Raw genomic sequence first — 20,236 nt, 5'->3', positions numbered from 1 at the left:
AAGGCGTCGCGATCGGCATGGTCGATGAAGGTCCGCCGGGCGCTGCCGCGCTTTTGTTCGCGGCCAATGGCTTCGGCGATACGCCGGTTGAAGCGTTCGACGAGGCCGTTGGTCTGCGGGTGGTAAGGCTTGGTCAGGCGATGCTGGATGCCGCGCTGCTTGCAGAGCCGATCAAAGGGGTGGTCGCCGGAAGGTTTCCCGGGCGGCTTGTTCTTCTTGTCGACAGCGAAGCGGTCGGTGAACTCCGCGCCATTGTCGGTCAGGATGGTGTGAACCTGGTGCGGGAAGTCGGCCAGGAAGCGCTCGAGGAAGCCGGTCGCGGTGGCCCCGTCCCGCCTGGAATGGATCTCGACAAAGACGTAGCGGGCGGCGCGGTCGATGGCGACGAAGGCATAGCTGGTGCGGCGCTGCAGGGACGGCAGATACTTCACGTCGATATGGATGAAGCCGATGCTGGCGGTCTCGAAGATGCCGGCCTTGGGTTTGTCAGGCTTGGCGAGCGCTGCAGGCAGCGGTGAATGGCGCTGCGGGACAGCTTGGCGTTGATGCATCGCCGCATCACCTCGACGATGTCATCCAGCGGCAACTGCAGCGACGTCCGCAGCTCGCAAACCGCCCTTTCTTCGACAGCCGACAGGCTGGTCACCAGGTTCTTCGGCCGGTGCGAGCGATCTTCGACCGTCGTGCGGTCGCGCCAACGATAGATCGTGGTCTCGCTGACCCCCAGTTCCGTCGCCAATTCGGCAACCGACTTCCGGCTGCGCTGGATATAGGCGCGCGTCTTCAGCGTCGTCGTGGCGTTCGCGTGCAGGCTCAGTTCCATGACCCGAGGTGCTCCCTGACAAAGGCCACGCCTCGTTCTACACCGATTCCATCAAACCAATCAGCAGGGACCAAACACGAAGGCGGGGGATCCAGTACGCCTCAGCCCCTGGATTGAAGACAAAACGCCTCTGGAATACTGCATCGCCCGCTTTCGCGGGCGATGACAGCAACGTTCGGGGCGAACAGCGCGCCCTACTCCTGAATTCCGTAGCGGTGCAGGTCGTTGCCGTATGTATCGAGCCAGTTCTTGGCGCGGGTCACCGACGCGCAGACCTTGTCGACCACCCGCCAGAACCGTGCCGAGTGGTTCATCTCGACGAGATGGGCGACCTCATGCGCGGCGAGGTAATCGAGCACGTAGGGCGGCGCCAGGATCAGCCGCCATGAGAACGACAGCGAACCCGCCGAAGTACACGAGCCCCAGCGGCTGGACTGATCGCGGATCGAGATCCGGCGTACCCGCACGCCGAGTTCCGCGGCGTGAAGCTGCGCCGCCTTCTGCAGGTCCTTGCGCGCCTCGCGCTTGAGGAAGTCGTGCACGCGGCGATCCATGTACTCGACGCCGCCGGCGACGCAAATGATCCTCTCGCCGCTGTCGCGCGTCTCGGTCCACACCGTGCCGCGCTCGCCCGAGCGGTGCACCAGGCGATGCGGCACGCCGCGCAACGGCACCACGGTGCCGGGCTGGAACGGCGCGGCCTTCGGCAAGCGGCCAAGACGGGCGGCGATCCAGCCGCCATGGAGATTGGCGAACTCCTTGGCTTCCGGAATCGTGCCGCGCGGCGGCATCGTCAGGATCGCTTCACGATCGGTTGGATGTATCCTGAGTGTGTAGCGGCGCGCGCGCCTATGCCGGCGCAACCTGACGGTGAAGAACTGGGAGCCGTGTCTGACCAATACGGTCGCGGGTTCGGCAGGCCGCCGATAGAGGAGCGCGCGAGTAGCCATTTCTGAGAGTCCGGGGAGCAGGAGTTCGCCCGAACTTTGCCATATCCGCCGCCAGGGAAAGCGCTCGGCGCAAAAACAAATCATTTGCCCAATATACAGGGGTCGGACGTTAATTGACCTCTACAGGCAGGGGCTGGAACCGGAATTTTTCCGATGAATCAAGGTTACGAAAAAGGCCCAAAGAATGAAATTATACTCATCCCTTGAACCCTGCCCGATTTGAGATTCTTTTAGTTAAATCAGTGGCTTGCGCGACCGCGAAAATCGCGGCCGGGGCGATACCTATTCGGCGGCGGCGACCAGCGAAAGCCGCGTATTGGCCGCCGAAACCATGAAATCGGAGATCCGCGGCACGATTTCGGAGCGAAAACGCGAGCCGTTGAACACGCCATAGTGCCCGACGCCCTTCTGCACGTAATGCACGCGGCGATGGTTCGGGATCGCGGTGCAGAGCGCGTGCGTCGCCTCGGTTTGGCCAAGACCTGAGATGTCGTCCTTCTCGCCTTCGACCGTCATCAGCGCGACGCGGCGGATCTTCGACGGATCGACCGGCTTGCCGCGATGGGTCATCTCGCCCCTCGGCAACGCGTGCTTGACGAAGACGAGGTCGACGGTCTGCAGGTAATATTCGGCCGTGAGGTCCATCACCGCGAGGTACTCGTCATAGAATTCGCGGTGCTTGTCGACGAGATCGCCGTCACCCTTGACCAGATTGGCGAACAGCGCCTTGTGCGCGTCCATGTGCCGGTCGAGGTTCATGCTGATGAAGCCATTGAGCTGCAGGAAGCCCGGATAGACGTCACGCATCACGCCCGGATGCGGGAACGGCACCTTGGTGATGACATTGTTACGGAACCACTCGATGCCGCGCTCTTCCGCGAGGTTGTTGACCGCGGTCGGATTGCGCCTGGTGTCGATCGGCCCGCCCATCAGCGTCATCGACAGCGGCACGAACGGGTCGTTGTTGGCTTCCATCACCGAAACAGCTGCCACGACAGGCACCGAAGGCTGGCACACCGCGATGACGTGCATGTTGCCGCCGAGCGCGTGCAGCATCTCGATCAGGTAGTCGACATAGTCCTCGAGATCGAACCGGCCGGCCGCGAGCGGCACCATGCGCGCATCGGCCCAGTCGGTGATGTAGACCTCATGTGTCGGCAGGAACGCCTCGACCGTGCCGCGCAGCAGCGTCGCATAGTGGCCCGACATCGGCGCCACGATCAGCACGCGCGGCTGCGGCGAACGCAGCGGGCGCGTCAGCTTGCGATCGAAATGCAGCAGGCGGCAGAACGGCTTTTCCCAGATCGAACGGACCTCGACCGGGGTGCGGATGCCGTTGACTTCGGTCGTCGGCAGGTTCCATTCCGGCTTGCCGTAGCGGCGCGTGGTGCGCTCGAACAGCTCGCAGCCGGCGGCGATCGATTTGCCGAACTCGGTGTGCGTCCACGGATTGAGCGGATTCTGAAACAGGATCTTGGTGGCGTCGGTCACCGCGCGCACCGGATTGAGCGACGCATGCGCCATCTCGTACATCCAGTACAACGGCGTCGTGAGTGCCGGGCTGCCTTCCGCCGCTAGTGGCGGGGCACCGCCAAATTCACCGATGGGCATAGTATTTTCAGACCCCTGTTTTGCGCCGCAGCATACTGACCAATGCGTAACAATGCGTCAATGCGCCGCGAGCCGAATCTGGGGGCGATATCGGGCTAAAAGGCCGAGAATCCACGAGAAAGTGACATTTATTCACCACCGCCGAGCAGCGAGCCGTTGCGCTTGGCGCTCTGCAAAAGGGCAAGGAAGATCGCAAAAGAGGCAGCGAACAGGAACGCGTTGATGACGAGCGCCCACGCCATCAGGTCGGCGCGGAAGACGTGATCGATCAGAAGCGAGCGCATGCCTTCGAACACATAGGTCGGCGGCAGCGTCCAGGCGACAGCTTGCAGCCAGGCCGGCAGCACCTCGACCGGATAGTAGATGCAGGCGAGCGGCATCACCGCGAACATCAATGTCCAGACGATGCTTTCCGCCCCTAAGCCGTTGCGCAGCACGAGGCCCGAGGCGAACACGCCGACCGACCAGCTCGTGAAGATCAGATTGCAGAAGAACGCGATCAGCGGCAGCCCGATGGCGTAGAAGTTGAAGCCGAAAAAGAACAGCGCCAGCAGCGTCATCGGGATCACGCCGATGGCGAGCCGGATCAGGCTCATGATCATCAGCGAGAGCAGGAATTCGATCGGCTTCAGCGGGCTCATCATCAGGTTGCCGAGGTTGCGTGCCCACATCTCCTCCAGGAACGAGATCGAGAAGCCGAGCTGCCCCCGGAATAGGATGTCCCACAGGATCACGGCACCGATCAGCGTGCCGCCCGCCTTGGCGAAGAAGCCGGATGCCTGCGAGATGTAATTCTGCAGGAAGCCCCAGGTGATGATCTGCAATGCCGGCCAGTAGACCAGCTCCAAAAGCCGCGGCCACGACGACATCAGGAGATACCAATAGCGCAGCACCATCGCGTTGATGCGTTGCAGTGAAATGGTGTGCTGGTGCTGGCTGACGAGTTCGCTCATGATGTGCCCTCTGGCGCGCCCTCCCGCAGGCGGCCGCGCGCCACGTCGAGAAACACCTCTTCCAGCGTGTCGCGGTTGTAGCGCGCCATGATCCGCTCGGGGCTGTCGTCGTCCTCGATCTTGCCGCGCTTCATGATGATGACGCGGTCGCAGAGGCGCTCGACCTCCAGCATGTTGTGTGACGCCAGCAGGACGGTCGCGTTATGGGTCTTGCGATAGGTCTCGAGATGCTGCCGCACCCAGTCGGCGGTATCCGGGTCGAGCGAGGCGGTCGGCTCGTCGAGCAGCAAGAGATCGGGCTCGTTGATCAGCGCCTTCGCCAGCGCGACGCGGGTCTTCTGCCCGGCGGAGAGCTTGCCGTTGGAGCGGTCGAGGAATTCCTTGAGATCGAGATCGCCGGCAAGCTGGTCGATCCGCTCACGCAAATGCTGCACGGCATAGAGGCGGCCGAAAATGGTCAGGTTCTGCCGCACCGTGAGCCGCATCGGCATGTCGACATAGGGGCTTTCGAAATTCATCCGGCCGAGCACGTCGTAGCGCTGCTCGGGGATTCTTGCACCGAGCACCTCGACGCTGCCCGAGGTCGGCAGCACCAGGCCCATGATCATCGCGATCGTCGTGGTCTTGCCGGCACCGTTGCCGCCGAGCAGGCCGGTGATGCTGCCGCGCGCGATGCGGAACGAGATGTCGTCGACCGCGCGGGCGGTCTTGTAGACCTTGACCAGATGCGCGACGTCGATCGCGGCCGACTCGCCTTGTTCAGCCGCCGGAGCTTGCCTCTGACCTGTCCCGACCTGTTGCATATGGCCGTCATTGAGCCATTGCGACAATAAGCGCAAGGCTCGCCCTGCATCGTTGCGCTAAGTCGCGAATTTGTGCGCCGCCCACGGCACAGCTAAGGTCCCGGCATGACCGACGTCGCCTCCGATTTCCGCCAACCCCGCCGCTACGTCCGCCTGGATACGATCCTGCGGCTGCGCTGGCTCGCCGCGCTCGGCCAGCTCGTCGCCATCTTCATCGTGGCGCAGGGACTGGAATTCGACTTTCCGATCGTCCCATGCGTCACCATCGTGACGTTCTCGGCGCTGCTCAATCTGGCACTGCAGATCGCCTTCAACCCGATGCAGCGGCTGGAGCCGGCCTATGCCGCGGCCCTGCTCGCCTTCAACATCGTCGAGCTCGGCGGCCTCCTGTACTTCACCGGCGGATTGCAGAACCCGTTCTCGTTCCTGTTCCTGGCGCCGGTCCTGATCTCGGCCACTGTGCTGCCGATCCGGCTGACGATCGCGCTCGGCTGCCTTGCGGTCGCCTGCGCTTCGGCACTGTTCTTCTACCATCTGCCGCTGCCCTGGGACTCCGACGATCCCTTGGTGCTACCGCCGATCTATCTGATCGGCGTCTGGCTTTCGATCCTGCTCGCGATCGGCGTCACCAGCCTTTACGCATTCCAGGTGACCGAGGAAGCGCGCCAACTCTCCGATGCGCTGGCCGCGACCGAACTGGTACTGACACGCGAACAGCACCTGACTCAGCTCGACGGCCTCGCCGCCGCCGCCGCGCATGAGCTCGGAACGCCGCTGTCGACGATCTTCCTGATCTCGCGCGAGCTCGAGAAGACGGTGCATGACGCGGCGATCGCCGGCGACCTCAAGACCCTGCGTGAGCAGGCGCAGCGCTGCCGCGACATCCTGAGCAAGATCGCGCAATTGTCATCGAGCGGTGCGCCGTTCGACACCATGAAGCTGTCGACCTTGATCGAGGAGGCGGTGGCGCCGCATCGCGATTTCGGCATCAACATCAAGGTGCGGCTTGCTGTCGCAGCAACGCCTGAACCGGTCGCCGCGCGCAATCCGGCGATCCTCTATGGCGTCGGAAACATTCTCGAAAATGCGGTCGATTTCGCGCACCAGACCGTCGAGGTGAACGCGTGGTGGAACGCCGAGACCGTTGAAGTCGTCGTCTCCGACGACGGTCCGGGCATCGCGCCCGACATGCTGAAGCGGATCGGCGAGCCGTATCTGTCGCGTCGCCGAGGTGCGGATGAGGCCCAAAACCCACGTGGGGGCCTCGGTCTGGGCGTTTTCATCGCAAGGACGCTGCTGGAACGCACCGGCGCCAAGGTGTCGTTTACCAATCGCACCTTTCCCGATCACGGCGCCGTGGTGCAGATCGTCTGGCCGCGCGAGCGCTTTGAGGAATCCGCGCCGGGCGACGAAACCGAATCCTAAGAACGATTCTTAATCGCAACCCTGGCATTACGGATGCATTGCTCTTTCCAGACGAGCACGCGACTTTCGGCTGCCTTGGCAGCGCCGCAGTAGGACCCCATATATTAGGGGTCTGCCACAGGGAAAAATGGATCGTGAACGCCATCACTGAACTGAATGACCATGCCGACCGCTCGCTCCTCATCGTCGAGGACGACAAGCCGTTCCTGGAACGGCTGTCGCGCGCGATGGAGACGCGGGGTTTCGCGGTGAAGTCATGCGACACGGTATCTGATGGTCTCGCCGAGATCGGCCGCGCCGCGCCCGCTTTCGCAGTCGTCGATCTTCGCCTCGGCGACGGCAACGGCCTCGACGTCGTTTCGGCGTTGAAGCGCAAGCGCCCCGAGGCGCGCGCGATCGTGCTGACCGGCTACGGCAACATCGCCACCGCCGTCACCGCGGTGAAGATGGGCGCCGTCGATTATCTCTCGAAGCCCGCCGACGCCGATGACGTCGTCGCCGCGCTGCTCGCGACCGGCACCGAGAAGTCCGAGCTGCCGGCCAATCCGATGTCGGCGGACCGCGTGCGCTGGGAGCACATCCAGCGCATCTACGAGATGTGCAACCGCAACGTCTCAGAGACCGCGCGCCGCCTCAACATGCACCGCCGCACCTTGCAGCGCATCCTCGCCAAGCGCGCCCCGCGGTAAGCGATCGCTTCATTTGTTTTCGCGATGGCCGGGCTCGTCCCGGCCATTTGCTTTTGTAGGGTGGGCAGCTTCGTAGGATGGCTGGAGCGAAGCGATACCCATCCTCTCTCCCGGTGTCCCGAAGCTGATGGGTTTCGCTTCGCTCTACCCATCCTACGGAATCCAACAAGCTGTCCGTCACCCTGAGGAGCGCGCCCTTGCGCGCGTCTCGAAGGGTCGACGGCCACCAGCCGGGCCGAACCATCCTTCGAGGCTCGCTCCGCTCGCGCCTCCGGCGACAAAGGCGAGGCCTTTGCGCGGGGATGACGGGGCAACAGCAATGTTCTTCGCTAAAACTCGTGCCCCTGCGGATCGACCAGGCGGTTGATGCGCTGCGCCGCGGCCATGGCAAAGCGCACCGTCATCGCCTTGCGGGTTGCCGCCGGCAGGCGATGCTCCGGCGCCTCGCAATGCAGATGCGCGCCATAGGCGTCCGCGATGATCAAACCGGTGTCGACGGGAAAGATCTCGCACGGCAGATCCTGCGTGAAGGCGAAGAACAGCCGGTCGCAATGCATCCGGTAGTCCTGCCATTTCTGGTCGGCGCGGAGATCCTCGACCGATGACTTGATCTCGACGATCCAGATCTCGCCGCGCTCGTTCAGCGCCACCAGATCCGCTCTTCGGCCGGACGGCAGCGGCAGTTCGCTGATGCAGGAAAATCCCAGCGATCTCAGAAGCCTCGCCGTGCCGCGCGCGATCGCAAGCGCGGTCTCCGACTGGCGTCGGTCGGGCGCGGGCACAAGCGCGATCTGGCGGGCGGATGAGTCCATTGCGCGAAGATTAGCCGATTCCACGAGAGCATGATCCGGAAAAGTGGAAGCCGGTTTTCCTTGGAGATCATGCTCCCACCGATAGAGCGCGGCAGCGTCGGCCGGCACGGAGCGTCGTCCGGCTCTGTTGCGGGACGGCTGCTCCGCAGGAACCCGTCGCCGCTTCACCGCTTATCCTCCCGGCCGCCGCCACGGGTGGACTGGTGAGGATTGCCTGGTGATCGACGACCTCTGGTACAAGAACGGAGTGATCTACTGCCTGTCGGTTGGCACCTACATGGATGCCAACGGCGATGGCATCGGTGATTTCAGCGGTCTGCTCCGGCGCCTGGACTATTTGCACGGGCTCGGCATCACCGCGATCTGGCTGATGCCGTTTCAGCCTTCGCCCAACAGGGACGACGGCTACGACATCTCGGATTATTACGACGTCGATCCGCGCTACGGCACGCTGGGCGATTTCGTTGAATTTACCCATGGCTGCCAGCAGCGCGGCATCCGCGTCATCATCGACCTCGTCGTCAATCACACCTCGGATCAGCACGACTGGTTTCGATCGGCGCGCAGCTCGAAGGACTCGCCGTACCGCGATTGGTATGTCTGGTCGGACAGGAAGCCCGCCAATGCCAACACCGGCATGGTGTTTCCCGGCGTTCAGAAATCGACCTGGACGCGCGACAAGCAAGCCGGCGCCTGGTACTTTCATCGCTTCTACGATTTCCAGCCGGACCTCAACACATCGAACCCGCATGTGCAGGCCGAGATCCTCAAGATCATGGGGTTCTGGATTCAGCTCGGCGTCTCGGGCTTCCGCATGGACGCCGTGCCCTTCGTGATCGCGACCAAGGGCGCCTCCAGGCGCAAGCCGGTCGAGCAGTACGACATGCTGCGATCGTTTCGGGAATTCCTGCAATGGCGCCAAGGCAACGCGATCATCCTCGCTGAAGCCAATGTATTGCCCGAGACGGACATGGAATATTTCGGGCGTGACGGCGACCGGATGCACATGATGTTCAACTTCCATGTCAATCAGCATCTGTTCTACGCGCTGGCGTCGGCGGATACGAAGCCGTTGGCGAAGGCACTGACGGCGACCAAGCCACGGCCCGCGACCGCACAATGGGGCTTGTTCCTGCGCAATCATGATGAACTCGACCTCGGCCGCCTGTCGAAGCCGCAGCGCGAGACGGTGTTCGAGGCATTCGGTGCCGACAAGAGCATGCAGCTCTACGACCGGGGCATCCGGCGACGGCTTGCGCCCATGCTGGGCGGCGACCGCCGACGCATCGAGCTCGCTTACAGCGTGATGTGCACGCTTCCCGGCACGCCCGTGATCCGCTACGGCGATGAGCTCGGCATGGGCGACAATCTCGACCTGCCCGAACGCGGTTGCGCGCGCACACCGATGCAATGGTCGACCGAGCCACACGCCGGCTTCACCGAGAGCGATCGGCCATGTGTGCCCGTCATCGACAATGGACCGTATGGCTATGAGCACGTCAACGCGGCCAAGCAACGGCGCGACCCCAATTCGATGCTGAACTGGACCGAGCGCATCGTCCGCATGCGCAAGGAAGTCCCCGAGGTCGGCTGGGGAGATTTCAAGGTTATCGCAAGCCGAAACCCCGCCATCCTGATCATCCGGTACGACTGGCGTAACAACTCGGTGCTGTTCGTGCACAACTTCGCGGAAAAGCCGCTCGAGATATCGTTCAACGTCGGGCTGCCCGACGACGCCGGCAAACTCCTCGTCAATCTCCTGACCGAGGACCACAGCCGCGCCGACGAGGCCGGTCGCCACAAGCTTCTGATCGAGGCCTACGGCTATCGCTGGTATCGGGTCGGTGGGCTCGACTATCTGCTCAAGCGCAGCGACATCGATACCATGGAGCCCCGCACCCGGCGTCAATCGTCCTGATGTGGTCCGAGGATTACGCCCTCATTGGGGCGCAGATCGAGCACGCCTTCGACCTTCTCGCCCTGCCGGTCCATCAAGGTCGACAGCAGGACTTCATTGCTGAAGCCGATCGCGCTCGAGGAGACCGACGCGGCGGCCGCGCCGAAGTTCAGCGCGATCACGGCCACGCCCTCAGTGCTGCGCCGCCGGTAGAGCAGCACATTACCGTGCGCCGCCACCGGCTCATAGCTGCCATGGACGAGCTGCGGCAACCTTCGCCGCAGCGCGATCAGCGCCTTGTAGAGATTGAGGATCGACGTCCTCTCGGCTTCGAGACTTGCGACATTGTCGCTGGCAAAATCCTGCGCCAGCGGCAGCCACGGCGGAGCCGTCGAGAAGCCGGCATGGCGCTCGGCGCTCCATTGCATCGGAGTGCGGCAGCCGTCACGGCCGACGCCCATATCCGGCACGTTCTTCTCGAAGGGGTCGCGCACCTGATCCGGCGCAATCGCAACCTGGCGCATGCCGATCTCGTCGCCGTAATAGAGCGTCGGCGTGCCGCGCAGCGTCAGCAGCAGCATCGCGGCGACCGGCGCCTGCGCCGGCCCCACCCGGCTCGCCACCCGCGGCCGGTCATGATTGCCAAGCACCCAGTTCGGCCACGCCCCCGGCGGCAGCGCCTTTTCGTAGTCGGCGATGATCATCTCGACCGCTCGCGCGCTCCACAAGGTCGACAGCAGCGCGAAATTGAAGGGCATCTGCGCACCGCGCAGATCGTTGCCGTAATAGGCGACCAGCCGATGCAGCGGCAGATAAATCTCGCCGATCAGCACGCGATTGTCGAATTCCTCGGTGACGCCGCGCATCTCGGTGATGACGGTGTGCACCTCGAGCTGATCGGTCGAATATTGCGTCAGCAGCTTCTCGTGCGGCGGTCGGCCCTCGCGATAGTGCGGGTTTGTCGGGTTATCGCGGAAGTCGGCATCCTTGATCAGATGCCAGATCACGTCGACGCGAAAGCCGTCGACACCCTTGCGCAGCCAGAAGCGCATCACGTCGTAGATCGCGTTCCTGACCTCGCGATTGCGCCAGTTGAGATCAGGCTGCCGCGCGAGGAAGGCGTGATAATAGTACTGGCCTGAGGTCTCGTCATACGCCCAGGCGCTGCCGCCGAACTCGGACAGCCAGTTGTTGGGCGGGCCGCCATCCGGCGCCGGGTCGCGCCAGATGTACCAGTCTCGCTTGGGATTATCGCGCGAGCTCTTCGCCTCGATGAACCATTGGTGCTGGTCGGAGGTGTGGTTCGGCACCAGATCGAGAATCAGCTTGAGGCCGGAATCGTGCGCGGCCGCGACCAGCGCGTCGAAATCCTCCATCGTCCCGAACAGCGGGTCGATGCCGGTGTAATCGGAGATATCGTAGCCGAAATCGGCCATCGGCGACGGGAAGATCGGCGACAGCCAGACCGCGTCGACGCCAAGCCGCGTCAGATAGGGCAGCCGCGTGATGATCCCCTTGAGATCGCCGACGCCGTCACCGTCGCTATCCGCGAACGAGCGGGGATAGACCTGATAGAAAATGCCGCGTCGCCACCAGTCCCTGTTGTCCTGATCCATCCCGTCCCCCCAAGCTCGCAGCCCGGCCTAGGCCGCTCCGCGCCCGGAGTGGCCGATCGGTTCAGGGATGACGCACAATTCGGGACGGAAAGATGGCCGGATTCGGCCGCTGTAGCCCGTTCAATGCCGGGCCATCGCCAGCTGATAGATGGTGATCAGCACCTCGAACAGGATCAGGAAGACGATGATCAGCTCCAGCCGCAGCGAGCGGCTGGTGTCGATGATGTCGGTCAGCACCTGCGCGGTTTCGGCGACGACTGCGAGCTTGCGGTTCAGCGACTCCGCACGCTCCTTCAATTCATACTCGTCCTCGAGCCTGGCGTAGAGGCGCTCGAGCTGCGGCTTGTCCCAGAGGATGTCCGGCTTCTCCGACACCTCGACCGGTCCGGCCACGCGATGCCGCACCAGCAGCGCGTTTCCGATGTGCTTGAGGATCGCAACGCGGCCGCGATGGACGCGGCCGCCCTTGGCGAGCTCACGCGCAAGCGGCTCGGTCGTGTCGAAGACTGCCCGGACCTCGCGCTCGTGCCGCGCCAGCACCACGCTTTTCGCCAACGCCTCGCCGACCAGGATCAGCCGCTCCGGCGAGAGGCCCTGCAGATAGATCGGGCCGCCCGGCGGAATCTGATCCTCCTTCTCGGCGGCGAGCTCGATGATTGCGATCTCCTCCTCGCGCCGCGTGAACAGGCCGGTCATGCGCGACTGCAGGCTGCGCAGGAATTCATCCTCCTCCAGCGCATTGAGGCCGATCAGAACGACGACGCCGTAGCGGAACAGGATCGCCACGCCGTTTTCATTGACGCGAAACGCCAGCGGCGTCGTGGCCAGCACGTCGCCGCGCTCGAGGCCCGACGTGTTGATGCGGTCCGCGACGAAGAAGGCGCGCGCGGTGGTCCGGGGTCCGCCGAGCGGTGATTTGGAAGCCTGGGTCATGAAGTTCCGGACTGCGAGGACTTGAATCATGATCGAGAGCAGCCGCGTACCGGCCTGCTCACGAACTTGTTCTGCTGGAGGTGACCTTATCACGGTCCGTTTTGGGATCACACGCCGGGGCAGCTGCATTTCCGGTGCGTGTTGACGACGTTTCCCGGAAGCCTATGGTGCCCCCATGAACGAGACAACCGACACCAAACCGAAGGCCGGCGCGATCATCGTGCCGGTGACGCTGTTCGAGCAGAACTGCACCATCATCTGGCACGAGCCCACCAAGAAGGCCGTGGTGATCGACCCGGGCGGCGACGTGCCGAAGATCCAGGCCGCGATCAAGCAGACCGGCGTGACGGTCGAGAAGATCTGGCTGACCCACGGTCATATCGACCATGTCGGCGGCGCTGCTGAACTGCGCGACGCGCTGCAGGTCAAGATCGAGGGCCCGCACATCGCCGACAAATATCTGCTCGACAATGTCGTCTCGAGCGGCGCGCGCTTTGGCATGACCGGGGTACGCAATTTCGGGCCAGACCGCTGGCTCGATGAGGGCGATCAGGTCTCGATCGGCGACCTCACCTTCGACATCCTGCACTGCCCCGGCCACTCACCGGGCAGCGTGGTGTTCTTCAACAAGGAGCTGCGCTTCGCCCACGTCGGCGACGTATTGTTCGCCGGTTCGGTCGGACGCACCGATTTGCCCGGGGGCAGCCACCCGACGCTGATCCAGTCGATCAAGGACAAGCTGCTGCCGCTCGGCGACGATGTCGGCTTCATCTGCGGCCATGGCGCCGGATCGAGCATCGGCCAGGAGCGGATGACGAATCCGTTCCTGACCGGCGAGATGTAGCTACTTCATCAGCCCCGCGGCGGTGAGCGCCCGCGTGATGACGCCGCCGACATCGACACCCTTGCTCCGCCGCTTGCGCGGCCGATCGCTCTTGCGGCCGGACGCCACCTCCGGCTCGGCCGCGGGCACCGGTACCGTCATCGAGACCGTGTCGGCGCGCTCGCGCGGAATTCCGGTCGGCGCGATATGCGGCTGACGGACCTTGTCGGTCAGGCCGAAGAAGCTCGCGATGTGATAGGACGAGGAGATCCCGGCCTCGATCAGGAACGCGCCCTCCACGCCATAGCGCTCGTCATTGTCGGCAAGCCCGAGCGGCGTGCCATGCGCCATGTCGGCGATGGTGTAGGACTCGACCAAGGTTTCCCCGTCGGCGTTCCACCACACCTCGCGCGGATGGCCGTCGACATCCGCCTTCGACATCGCGGCAAGCGGCAGGCCGTGCACGTCGAGCCACTGGCGGACGATCGCATCGGCGTTGCCGGGGTGCACGGTGCGGTCGGCACTGCCGTGCCACACCGAAATCTTCGGCCATGCGCCGCCATGCGTGGACGCGTTGCGCACCAGACCGCCGAGCTCGGGCGCGGACAGCGCGCTGCCATGCATCATCGCGTGCAGCGCTTCGCGCAGATCGGTGGCGACGCCGAACGGCAGGCCGGCGATGATGGCGCCGGCAGCGAACACATCCGGATAGGTCGCGAGCATGACCGAGGCCATCGCGCCGCCGGCGGACAGACCCGTCACATAGATGCGGCGCGGGTCGATCTCATGCGTGCCGACCAGATGCGCGATCATCTGCCTGATCGACGCGGCCTCGCCCTGCCCGCGCGCGATGTCTTGCGGGTTGAACCAGTTGAAGCAGGTGTTGCCGTTGTTGGAAGACTGCTGCTCCGGCATCAGCAGCGCGAAGCCGTAATGCGCCGCAAGCGCCGACCAGCCGGCACCGTGATCGTAGGACGCGGCAGTCTGGCCGCAGCCATGCAGCACCACGACGAGCGCGGGCGACCGCGCCAGCTGCGCGGGCACGAACGAGAACATTTTCAGATCGCCGGGGTTGACGCCGAATTCGGTCGTCTCGACGAGCGGCGTCGGCACGGCCGGCGCGAGTGCGCCAAGGCCGCTGAACGCGTTCATCTTCGGCAGATGACGCAGAAATTCGACGTTGTTGATCAGGGACAACAGCAACTCCTGAGGTGATTTGGTCTTCTGTGTCACCCGATCAGATAATTGCTGCACTGCAAAATGAAAAGGCCGTGTGCTGTCTTTCCCTGCGGAATTGTGAGAATCGGCGTTAATGCGTGATCGCGCCGCGGGCCGGCCGAAATAGTTGCCGTAGCACCTTGTTTGAGCACCAACTTTTCAGGAATGCGCGCCGCGTGGCGCCGGATTCACGCCGTGGCGCGGCGCATCCATGACAGAAATGCGGCTGAAATTGCGATCGACAGCACAAACAATGCGCATGCCGCAAACAGCGCCAGACGTGCTGACATCGTACTCTCGATTGCGAAGAAGACTGCGCCGATCGCGGCGACGCCGGCCGCGTTGCCGATCTGCGTCGTCGTGCCGTACATGCCGGAGCCGGCACCGGCGCTCGCGGGCTGCACGCTCGCGAGCACCGCGCTCGACAATGGCGCCATGACAAGCCCCTGGCCGTAGCCGAAGATCATCAGCGCCAGCGCGAGCAGCAGTGCCGACGGTGCCGCGACCACCTCAATTGTCGCGACGAGCACGGCGAGACCGACGATCTGCAGCGCACAGCCCTCGATCAGCACCAGCGTGCCGCGATGCCTTGCGCGCACGCCGCTGTGACGCGAGGCAACCACGAAGGTCAGCGCCAGCGGCACGAACACCAGCCCGGCCTGAAGCGGCGGAATCTGCAGGCCCTTCTGCATGAACATGGTCATGATGAGATAAAAGGACAGGTTGGCGAAGAAGAAGAAAAACACCGCGACCAGCCCGCGCATGAAGGCGCGATCCGACAGCAGCGACAGATCGATCAGCGGCATGCCGCCGCGGCGCGCGACGGACCGCTCGAGCCGCACGAAGGCCGCGATCACAGCGATGCCCACTGCCATCACCAGCCAGACCCACGCCGTCCAGCCGAGATCATGGCCAAACAGCAGCGGTCCGATCAGGCACAGCAGGCCCGCGAACAGCACGATTGCGCCCGGGATATCGAGCCGCGTGCCGGCGCGGCGCGGCACCGTCGGCATGATCTTCAGCGCCGCCGCAATGATGACGACGCCGCACGGCACGTTGACGAAGAACACCGCGCGCCAGCCGAGCCCGGCGAGGTCGAGCGTCACCAGCACGCCGCCGAGCATGAAGCCGGCGGCGCCCGCAAGCCCCAGCACGATGCCGTAGATGCCGAACGCCCGCGCGCGGGCGGCGTCTGAGAACAGCAGATGCAGCGTCGCCAGCACCTGCGGCACCATCAGCGCCGCGGTTGCCCCCTGCGCGAGCCGCGCGACGATGAGCTCGGGCCCGGACTGCGCGAGACCGCACCACAGCGAGGTCACCGAGAATCCGGCGACGCCGGCGATGAACACGTTCCTGGTGCCATGGATGTCGCCAAGCCGGCCGCCGGTGACCACCAGCGTGGCATAGGCGATCAGGTAGATCGCGATCACGGCCTCGATCTCTGCCGGCGTCGCGTGCAGCTCCGCCGCGATCGTCGGGATCGCGACGTTAACGATGAAGGCATCGACACCGAACATGAATTGCGCCGACACCACGATCGCCAGCACCCACCAGCGGCGGGACGTGTCCGCTCGCGTCGAAACGATCTGGTGCATGTCCTGTCCTGCCCGAAATGACGTTACGGCGGACATCAGCAGATTCCGGTCATCGCTTCGATTACCTGCGAGGTAAGCCCGGGATCACAGACGCTCGAGCCCCGGCTGCCAATTTGCGTTGACGCGCTGGGAAACATTCCGGACGGCGGCAATCGCCGCCGATTTGCGCAACAACCATGCGGGCGCCGCAGCCTCGGAGCATTGCCTTGCCCCGGGGCACCCCGTAGGTTGGCGGAAAGCCCCGATAACAATAGTCCGGAGAGAACGACCCATGGCGCGCCTCAAGTTCGGAGCCTTCCTCGCCCCGCATCACCCGATCGGCGAGCATCCGATGCTGCAATTCCGCCGCGACCTCGACTTCGTCGAGCAGCTCGACGCGCTCGGTTACGACGAATTCTGGTGCGGCGAGCATCACTCCTCGGGCTGGGAGACCATCGCCTCGCCGGAGATGTTCCTGGCCGCCGCCGGCGAGCGCACCAAGCGCATCAAGCTCGGCACCGGCGTGATTTCGCTGCCCTATCACCACCCCTTCAACGTCGCGCAGCGCATGGTGCAGCTCGACCACATGACCGGCGGCCGCGCCATCTTCGGCTCTGGTCCCGGTGCGCTCGCCTCCGACGCCCATACGCTCGGCATCGACCCGATGACCCAGCGCGACCGCCAGGACGAGGCGATCGCGGTGATCCGCCGCCTGTTCAACGGCGAGCGCGTCACCGCCAAGACCGACTGGTTCGAGATGCACGACGCCGCGTTGCAGATCCTGCCGCTGCAGGAGGACATGCCGTTCGTGGTGGCCTCGCAGATCTCGCCGTCGGGCATGACGCTCGCCGGCAAATACGGCATCGGCATCATCTCGCTAGGCTCGATGTCGACCCAGGGCCTGATGGCGCTGCCGCAGCAATGGCAGTTCGCCGAGGACGCCGCCAAGAAGGCTGGCACCACAGTGAGCCGCGCCAACTGGCGCGTGCTGCTGTCCTGGCACATCGCCGAGACCCGCGAACAGGCGCGGCGCGAGGCCGGCGCCGGGCTGATGCGCTGGCACAACGAATATAACGTCGGCACCCTGATGCGGCCGGGCCTGACCGCATTCTCCTCGCCCGATGAGGCCGTCGACAAGACCGCGTTCGTCGAAGGCGCCGCGTCCACCATCGGCACGCCGGATGATCTGATTAAGATGATCAAGAATCTGGTCGATGTGTCGGGCGGCGTCGGCTCGATCATCGGCTTCGCGCACGACTGGGCCAATCCGGAAAACACCCGCCGCAGCTGGGACATGGTCGCGCGCTATGTCGTGCCCGAGATCAACGGCTATATCGACGGCCTGCGCAAGTCGCGCCAGTTCCTGATCGACAACCGCGCCGTGTTCGAACGCGCCGGCCAGGCTGTGATGGCCAAGATCATGCAGAACGACAAGGCCGCCGCCGCGCTTCAACAAACCGGCCCCGGCCGCGTCGCGATCCCCGCGGTGAATGCGCCGGATCTTGCGAAGGCCGCGGCGAAACAGAAGGCGTGATTTGCGACCCTTCCTGGAGGAAGAAAGAACGCCAGCCCGCGCCACATCCACCGCCGTCGTCCCGGCGAAGGCCGGGACCCATACTCCGCGGCGGGTGTTGTGAACGGGACTCGTCGTTCCAGCATCGCTCAACAATGACCAATCGGGGTAATGGGTCCCGGCCTTCGCCGGGACGACGGCGGGGATGGTTTGCGCTTCAAGACGCCAAACAATGCGGCGTCATCACCCGCACATGCCGCGTGCGAGTGAGACCATTCGGGTGTGTCAAGGTCGTAAGCCTGATGACCTCGCGCAACCAACTCTTCGATCGCGGACGATTTCCCCGTTCCAGACATGCCCGTGATCAAGACGCGCTTCATACTTTTTCCTCGCCCTGAAGGAATCGGCAGTGCACGCGATGGATTACTCCCGCCTTCGCCAAGGATTCAGCGGACAAGTCGCTCCGCGCGCAATGACGGATGCTGCTACCCCGCCCCCTGATCGAACGCCTTGCGCAGCGCGACGTAGCCGGCCTGCTGTTGGCTCCAGTTGCGGCCGCCGGTGATGGCGCCGTCGATGACGAGGTCATGGCCGTTGATGAAACTCGATTCGTCGCTCGCCAGGAACACCGCGGCATGCGCGATGTCGTCGGGCAGTCCGGCGCGCGGGATCGGCTGCGCCGCCTTGTAGACCTCGCGCATCACGGCTGCGGTCTTCTCGGCTGCTTCCGTCGACAATCCGAGCGCCTTGCCGAAAATGCCGGTGGCGATCGCGCCGGGCGAGATCGAGTTGACGCGGATGCCGGACTCGCCGAGCTCCATCGCCACGCATTTGGTGAAATGGATGACCGCGGCCTTCGCGGCGCCATAGACCATCGATGAGGAGAAGCCGGCGAGCCGTCCGGCGATGCTGCCATTGTTGATGATGCTGCCGGAGCCCTGTTTGCGCATGTAGGGCGCAGCATGCTTCATGCCGAGCATGACGCTGCGCACCAGCGTCGCCATCGCGGCGTCGAACCGCTCGACGTCGAGGCCTTCGATGCCCCCGGTCTGCGCCGGGCCGCCGGCATTGTTGAACAGGCAGTCGATCCGGCCGAACTTCTCGACCGCAAGCGCGATCAGCGCCTGCATCTGTTCCTCGACCGTGACATCGGTCTGACGGAACACGCAGGTCTCGCCGAGCTGTTGCGCCAGTGCCTCGCCCTCCGGCGCGCGGCGCCCGGCAATCACGACCTTCGCGCCCTCCGCGACAAAGATCTCCGCCGTGCGCAGCCCGATGCCGCTGGTCGCCCCTGTGATCACCGCGACCTTGCCGTCCAGCCGTCCCATGTCGGTCCCCTCAACTTACGTATGATGTTGCGGATATTCCCCAGCTCCTGCTGCCAATACAAGCACTTGCAAGCCGCCACGGTCGCGAGGTCCGCCTGTGGCCAGAAGGCCACAACTGCGGTTTTTCGGTCGCAGCGGCCTTATTTTGGGTCGCCTGTTCACGTGAACTGGAACGACCGATGGCGAAGTGGATCGACGATTTCAGGGCGTGTTGGCGGGGCGATGCCCAGCCGTCGGTGCGGCTTGCGGTGGCCTTCGCGGTGCTTTGTCTCGTTTTGGCCACGGCCGCGCGCTTCGGGCTCGCCCAAATCCGGCCGGATGTGTTCTTCACGCCCTATTTCCCGGCGGTGTTCTTTGCCACCGCCCTTGGCGGTTTCCGGATCGGGATCGCGACCGCCCTGGCGAGCGGCCTGCTCGGCGTGGTGCTCAATTTCAGCGGCGCGCACGCCGATCCTGCGCGCTTTGCGCTGCTGATGATCTTCTGGGTTGTGTGCGGCATCGCGATCTGGGGCGTCGAGCATTACCGTTCCCTGGTCGCACAGCAGCGCGAAGTTTCCAAACGGCTGATCGAGGAAGAGCAGTACCGCAAGGTGGTGGTCGACGAATTGCAGCATCGGCTGAAGAACAAGTCCTCGACCATTCATGCCGTGCTGCATCAGGCGCTGCAGGACCGGCCCGATGTCTGGCAGCGCATCGACCATCGCATCCGCGCGCTCTCGGCAACCGACGATCTGATCGCGCGGGTGGATGGCTATGGCTGCGATATCAAGGATTTGCTGCGCTCGGAACTCGGGCCCTACGGCCACGTGCGGTTCAACCTCAATGGCGAGCAGCTGTTCCTGCCCGCCAAGCTCGCCGTCTCGCTGGCGCTGATCTTCCATGAGCTCGCAACCAACGCCGGAAAATACGGCGCCTTCTCCTCGCCGCGCGGATTTTTACAAGTGTCATGGACCGTCGACGACGGACGTCTCAACGTGATCTGGGACGAGACCGAGGGACCAGTGGTCGAGACGATCGGCGAAGCCGGCTTCGGCACCAAGCTGCTCAAGTCGGCGCTGCGGCCGTTCGACGGCAAGACCGAGATCAGTTACCTGAAGACCGGTGTTCACTGCACCATGCAGTGCAAGCTTCCGAGCTGTTGATAAGTCGGCTTTCCGGCACACGCGCATGTGTTGATGCAACCGCGCGCAGCGCAATCGCTTTCACCAGCGGTCGCAGCCGACATTGATACTCTGTTAATGACAATTGCCGCGACGGCTTGCGAAAGC

18 protein-coding genes are annotated in these 20,236 nt (G+C 64.2%); 6 read left to right on the top strand and 12 right to left on the bottom strand.

Annotated elements, in window-relative coordinates; all coding sequences use genetic code 11:
* The 6 genes from J6525_RS38200 to J6525_RS38175 all read right to left on the bottom strand — a co-directional run.
* Positions 1-431: DDE-type integrase/transposase/recombinase (locus J6525_RS38200; RefSeq protein ID WP_376708620.1), on the bottom strand; the 431-nt coding region annotated here is incomplete at its 3' end.
* A complete protein-coding gene (locus J6525_RS38195) occupies positions 428-823 on the bottom strand; it encodes a helix-turn-helix domain-containing protein (RefSeq protein ID WP_225648497.1) in 396 nt (131 codons plus the stop codon). The genes J6525_RS38200 and J6525_RS38195, both read right to left, overlap by 4 nt.
* 194 nt (positions 824-1,017) lie before the next feature.
* The gene (locus J6525_RS38190; RefSeq protein ID WP_092088855.1) at positions 1,018-1,857 is read right to left on the bottom strand and encodes a M48 family metallopeptidase; all 840 of its coding nucleotides are present in this window, start codon (positions 1,855-1,857) and stop codon (positions 1,018-1,020) included.
* A gap of 198 nt (positions 1,858-2,055) precedes the next feature.
* On the bottom strand, positions 2,056-3,384 hold the full coding sequence (locus J6525_RS38185; protein WP_225648496.1) for a polyhydroxyalkanoate depolymerase: 1,329 nt from the start codon (positions 3,382-3,384) through the stop codon (positions 2,056-2,058).
* Positions 3,385-3,512: 128 nt separating this feature from the next.
* A complete protein-coding gene (locus tag J6525_RS38180; RefSeq protein ID WP_057015392.1) occupies positions 3,513-4,337 on the bottom strand; it encodes an ABC transporter permease in 825 nt (274 codons plus the stop codon).
* Positions 4,334-5,140 carry an ABC transporter ATP-binding protein gene (locus J6525_RS38175; protein ID WP_225648495.1) on the bottom strand — a complete coding sequence of 269 codons (807 nt, stop codon included), beginning with the start codon at positions 5,138-5,140 and terminating at the stop codon, positions 4,334-4,336. Before J6525_RS38175 ends, J6525_RS38180 begins: the two co-directional genes overlap by 4 nt.
* Before the next feature lie 105 nt (positions 5,141-5,245).
* Here J6525_RS38175 and J6525_RS38170 point away from each other — a divergent pair, with 105 nt between their 5' ends.
* Both J6525_RS38170 and J6525_RS38165 read left to right on the top strand, forming a co-directional pair.
* Positions 5,246-6,565, top strand: coding sequence for an ActS/PrrB/RegB family redox-sensitive histidine kinase (locus J6525_RS38170; protein ID WP_225648494.1), 1,320 nt, complete (start codon positions 5,246-5,248; stop codon positions 6,563-6,565).
* Between the two features lie 134 nt (positions 6,566-6,699).
* Entirely contained in the window at positions 6,700-7,254 is a 555-nt protein-coding gene (locus J6525_RS38165; RefSeq protein WP_016845514.1) for an ActR/PrrA/RegA family redox response regulator transcription factor, read from the top strand.
* A 329-nt stretch (positions 7,255-7,583) separates the two neighbouring features.
* On the opposite strand, the gene J6525_RS38160 is transcribed toward J6525_RS38165, so the two are convergent.
* Complete coding sequence (locus tag J6525_RS38160; RefSeq protein WP_016845513.1) at positions 7,584-8,066, bottom strand: MmcB family DNA repair protein; 483 nt, start codon at positions 8,064-8,066, stop codon at positions 7,584-7,586.
* Positions 8,067-8,283: 217 nt separating this feature from the next.
* On the opposite strand from J6525_RS38160, the gene J6525_RS38155 reads away from it, so the two are divergent.
* Positions 8,284-9,984: an alpha-amylase family protein gene (locus tag J6525_RS38155; protein ID WP_076824628.1), complete on the top strand. Its 1,701-nt coding sequence runs from the start codon at positions 8,284-8,286 to the stop codon at positions 9,982-9,984.
* Here J6525_RS38155 and J6525_RS38150 read toward each other — a convergent pair.
* Both J6525_RS38150 and J6525_RS38145 read right to left on the bottom strand, forming a co-directional pair.
* Positions 9,972-11,579, bottom strand: coding sequence for an alpha-amylase family glycosyl hydrolase (locus J6525_RS38150; protein WP_225648493.1), 1,608 nt, complete (start codon positions 11,577-11,579; stop codon positions 9,972-9,974). The genes J6525_RS38155 and J6525_RS38150 overlap by 13 nt on opposite strands.
* Positions 11,580-11,699: 120 nt before the next feature.
* Positions 11,700-12,512 carry an RMD1 family protein gene (locus tag J6525_RS38145; RefSeq protein ID WP_057015413.1) on the bottom strand — a complete coding sequence of 271 codons (813 nt, stop codon included), beginning with the start codon at positions 12,510-12,512 and terminating at the stop codon, positions 11,700-11,702.
* A 175-nt stretch (positions 12,513-12,687) separates the two neighbouring features.
* Between J6525_RS38145 and J6525_RS38140 the strand changes: the two genes are divergently transcribed.
* Positions 12,688-13,356 carry an MBL fold metallo-hydrolase gene (locus J6525_RS38140; protein WP_057015387.1) on the top strand — a complete coding sequence of 223 codons (669 nt, stop codon included), beginning with the start codon at positions 12,688-12,690 and terminating at the stop codon, positions 13,354-13,356.
* On the opposite strand, the gene J6525_RS38135 is transcribed toward J6525_RS38140, so the two are convergent.
* Complete coding sequence (locus J6525_RS38135; RefSeq protein ID WP_176937156.1) at positions 13,357-14,532, bottom strand: extracellular catalytic domain type 1 short-chain-length polyhydroxyalkanoate depolymerase; 1,176 nt, start codon at positions 14,530-14,532, stop codon at positions 13,357-13,359. It lies immediately after the preceding gene.
* 209 nt (positions 14,533-14,741) lie between these two features.
* A complete protein-coding gene (locus tag J6525_RS38130) occupies positions 14,742-16,148 on the bottom strand; it encodes an MFS transporter (protein ID WP_225648492.1) in 1,407 nt (468 codons plus the stop codon).
* Positions 16,149-16,419: 271 nt separating this feature from the next.
* Here J6525_RS38130 and J6525_RS38125 point away from each other — a divergent pair, with 271 nt between their 5' ends.
* On the top strand, positions 16,420-17,661 hold the full coding sequence (locus J6525_RS38125; protein WP_225648491.1) for an LLM class flavin-dependent oxidoreductase: 1,242 nt from the start codon (positions 16,420-16,422) through the stop codon (positions 17,659-17,661).
* 464 nt (positions 17,662-18,125) lie between these two features.
* On the opposite strand, the gene J6525_RS38120 is transcribed toward J6525_RS38125, so the two are convergent.
* On the bottom strand, positions 18,126-18,968 hold the full coding sequence (locus tag J6525_RS38120) for an SDR family NAD(P)-dependent oxidoreductase (protein WP_225648490.1): 843 nt from the start codon (positions 18,966-18,968) through the stop codon (positions 18,126-18,128).
* Positions 18,969-19,147: 179 nt separating this feature from the next.
* Between J6525_RS38120 and J6525_RS38115 the strand changes: the two genes are divergently transcribed.
* Complete coding sequence (locus J6525_RS38115) at positions 19,148-20,110, top strand: sensor histidine kinase (RefSeq protein WP_057015384.1); 963 nt, start codon at positions 19,148-19,150, stop codon at positions 20,108-20,110.
* The last annotated feature ends 126 nt before the right edge of the window (positions 20,111-20,236 follow it).

Origin of the sequence: Bradyrhizobium australafricanum, from assembly GCF_020329495.1 — a bacterium.
GTDB lineage: Bacteria > Pseudomonadota > Alphaproteobacteria > Rhizobiales > Xanthobacteraceae > Bradyrhizobium > Bradyrhizobium australafricanum.
Note: the sequence above shows the minus strand (reverse complement) of the source record. Positions and strands in the feature narration are given on the sequence as shown.

Excerpts from the sequence above, each read along its gene's own strand:
- J6525_RS38180 (WP_057015392.1), bottom strand. The coding sequence starts at position 4,337 with ATGAGCGAACTCGTCAGCCAGCACCAGCACACCATTTCACTGCAACGC.
- J6525_RS38145 (WP_057015413.1), bottom strand. The coding sequence starts at position 12,512 with ATGACCCAGGCTTCCAAATCACCGCTCGGCGGACCCCGGACCACCGCG.
- J6525_RS38120 (WP_225648490.1), bottom strand. The coding sequence starts at position 18,968 with ATGGGACGGCTGGACGGCAAGGTCGCGGTGATCACAGGGGCGACCAGC.
- J6525_RS38125 (WP_225648491.1), top strand. The coding sequence starts at position 16,420 with ATGGCGCGCCTCAAGTTCGGAGCCTTCCTCGCCCCGCATCACCCGATC.
- J6525_RS38185 (WP_225648496.1), bottom strand. The coding sequence starts at position 3,384 with ATGCCCATCGGTGAATTTGGCGGTGCCCCGCCACTAGCGGCGGAAGGC.
- J6525_RS38170 (WP_225648494.1), top strand. The coding sequence starts at position 5,246 with ATGACCGACGTCGCCTCCGATTTCCGCCAACCCCGCCGCTACGTCCGC.
- J6525_RS38130 (WP_225648492.1), bottom strand. The coding sequence starts at position 16,148 with ATGCACCAGATCGTTTCGACGCGAGCGGACACGTCCCGCCGCTGGTGG.
- J6525_RS38195 (WP_225648497.1), bottom strand. The coding sequence starts at position 823 with ATGGAACTGAGCCTGCACGCGAACGCCACGACGACGCTGAAGACGCGC.
- J6525_RS38175 (WP_225648495.1), bottom strand. The coding sequence starts at position 5,140 with ATGCAACAGGTCGGGACAGGTCAGAGGCAAGCTCCGGCGGCTGAACAA.
- J6525_RS38190 (WP_092088855.1), bottom strand. The coding sequence starts at position 1,857 with ATGATTTGTTTTTGCGCCGAGCGCTTTCCCTGGCGGCGGATATGGCAA.
- J6525_RS38150 (WP_225648493.1), bottom strand. The coding sequence starts at position 11,579 with ATGGATCAGGACAACAGGGACTGGTGGCGACGCGGCATTTTCTATCAG.
- J6525_RS38115 (WP_057015384.1), top strand. The coding sequence starts at position 19,148 with ATGGCGAAGTGGATCGACGATTTCAGGGCGTGTTGGCGGGGCGATGCC.
- J6525_RS38140 (WP_057015387.1), top strand. The coding sequence starts at position 12,688 with ATGAACGAGACAACCGACACCAAACCGAAGGCCGGCGCGATCATCGTG.
- J6525_RS38160 (WP_016845513.1), bottom strand. The coding sequence starts at position 8,066 with ATGGACTCATCCGCCCGCCAGATCGCGCTTGTGCCCGCGCCCGACCGA.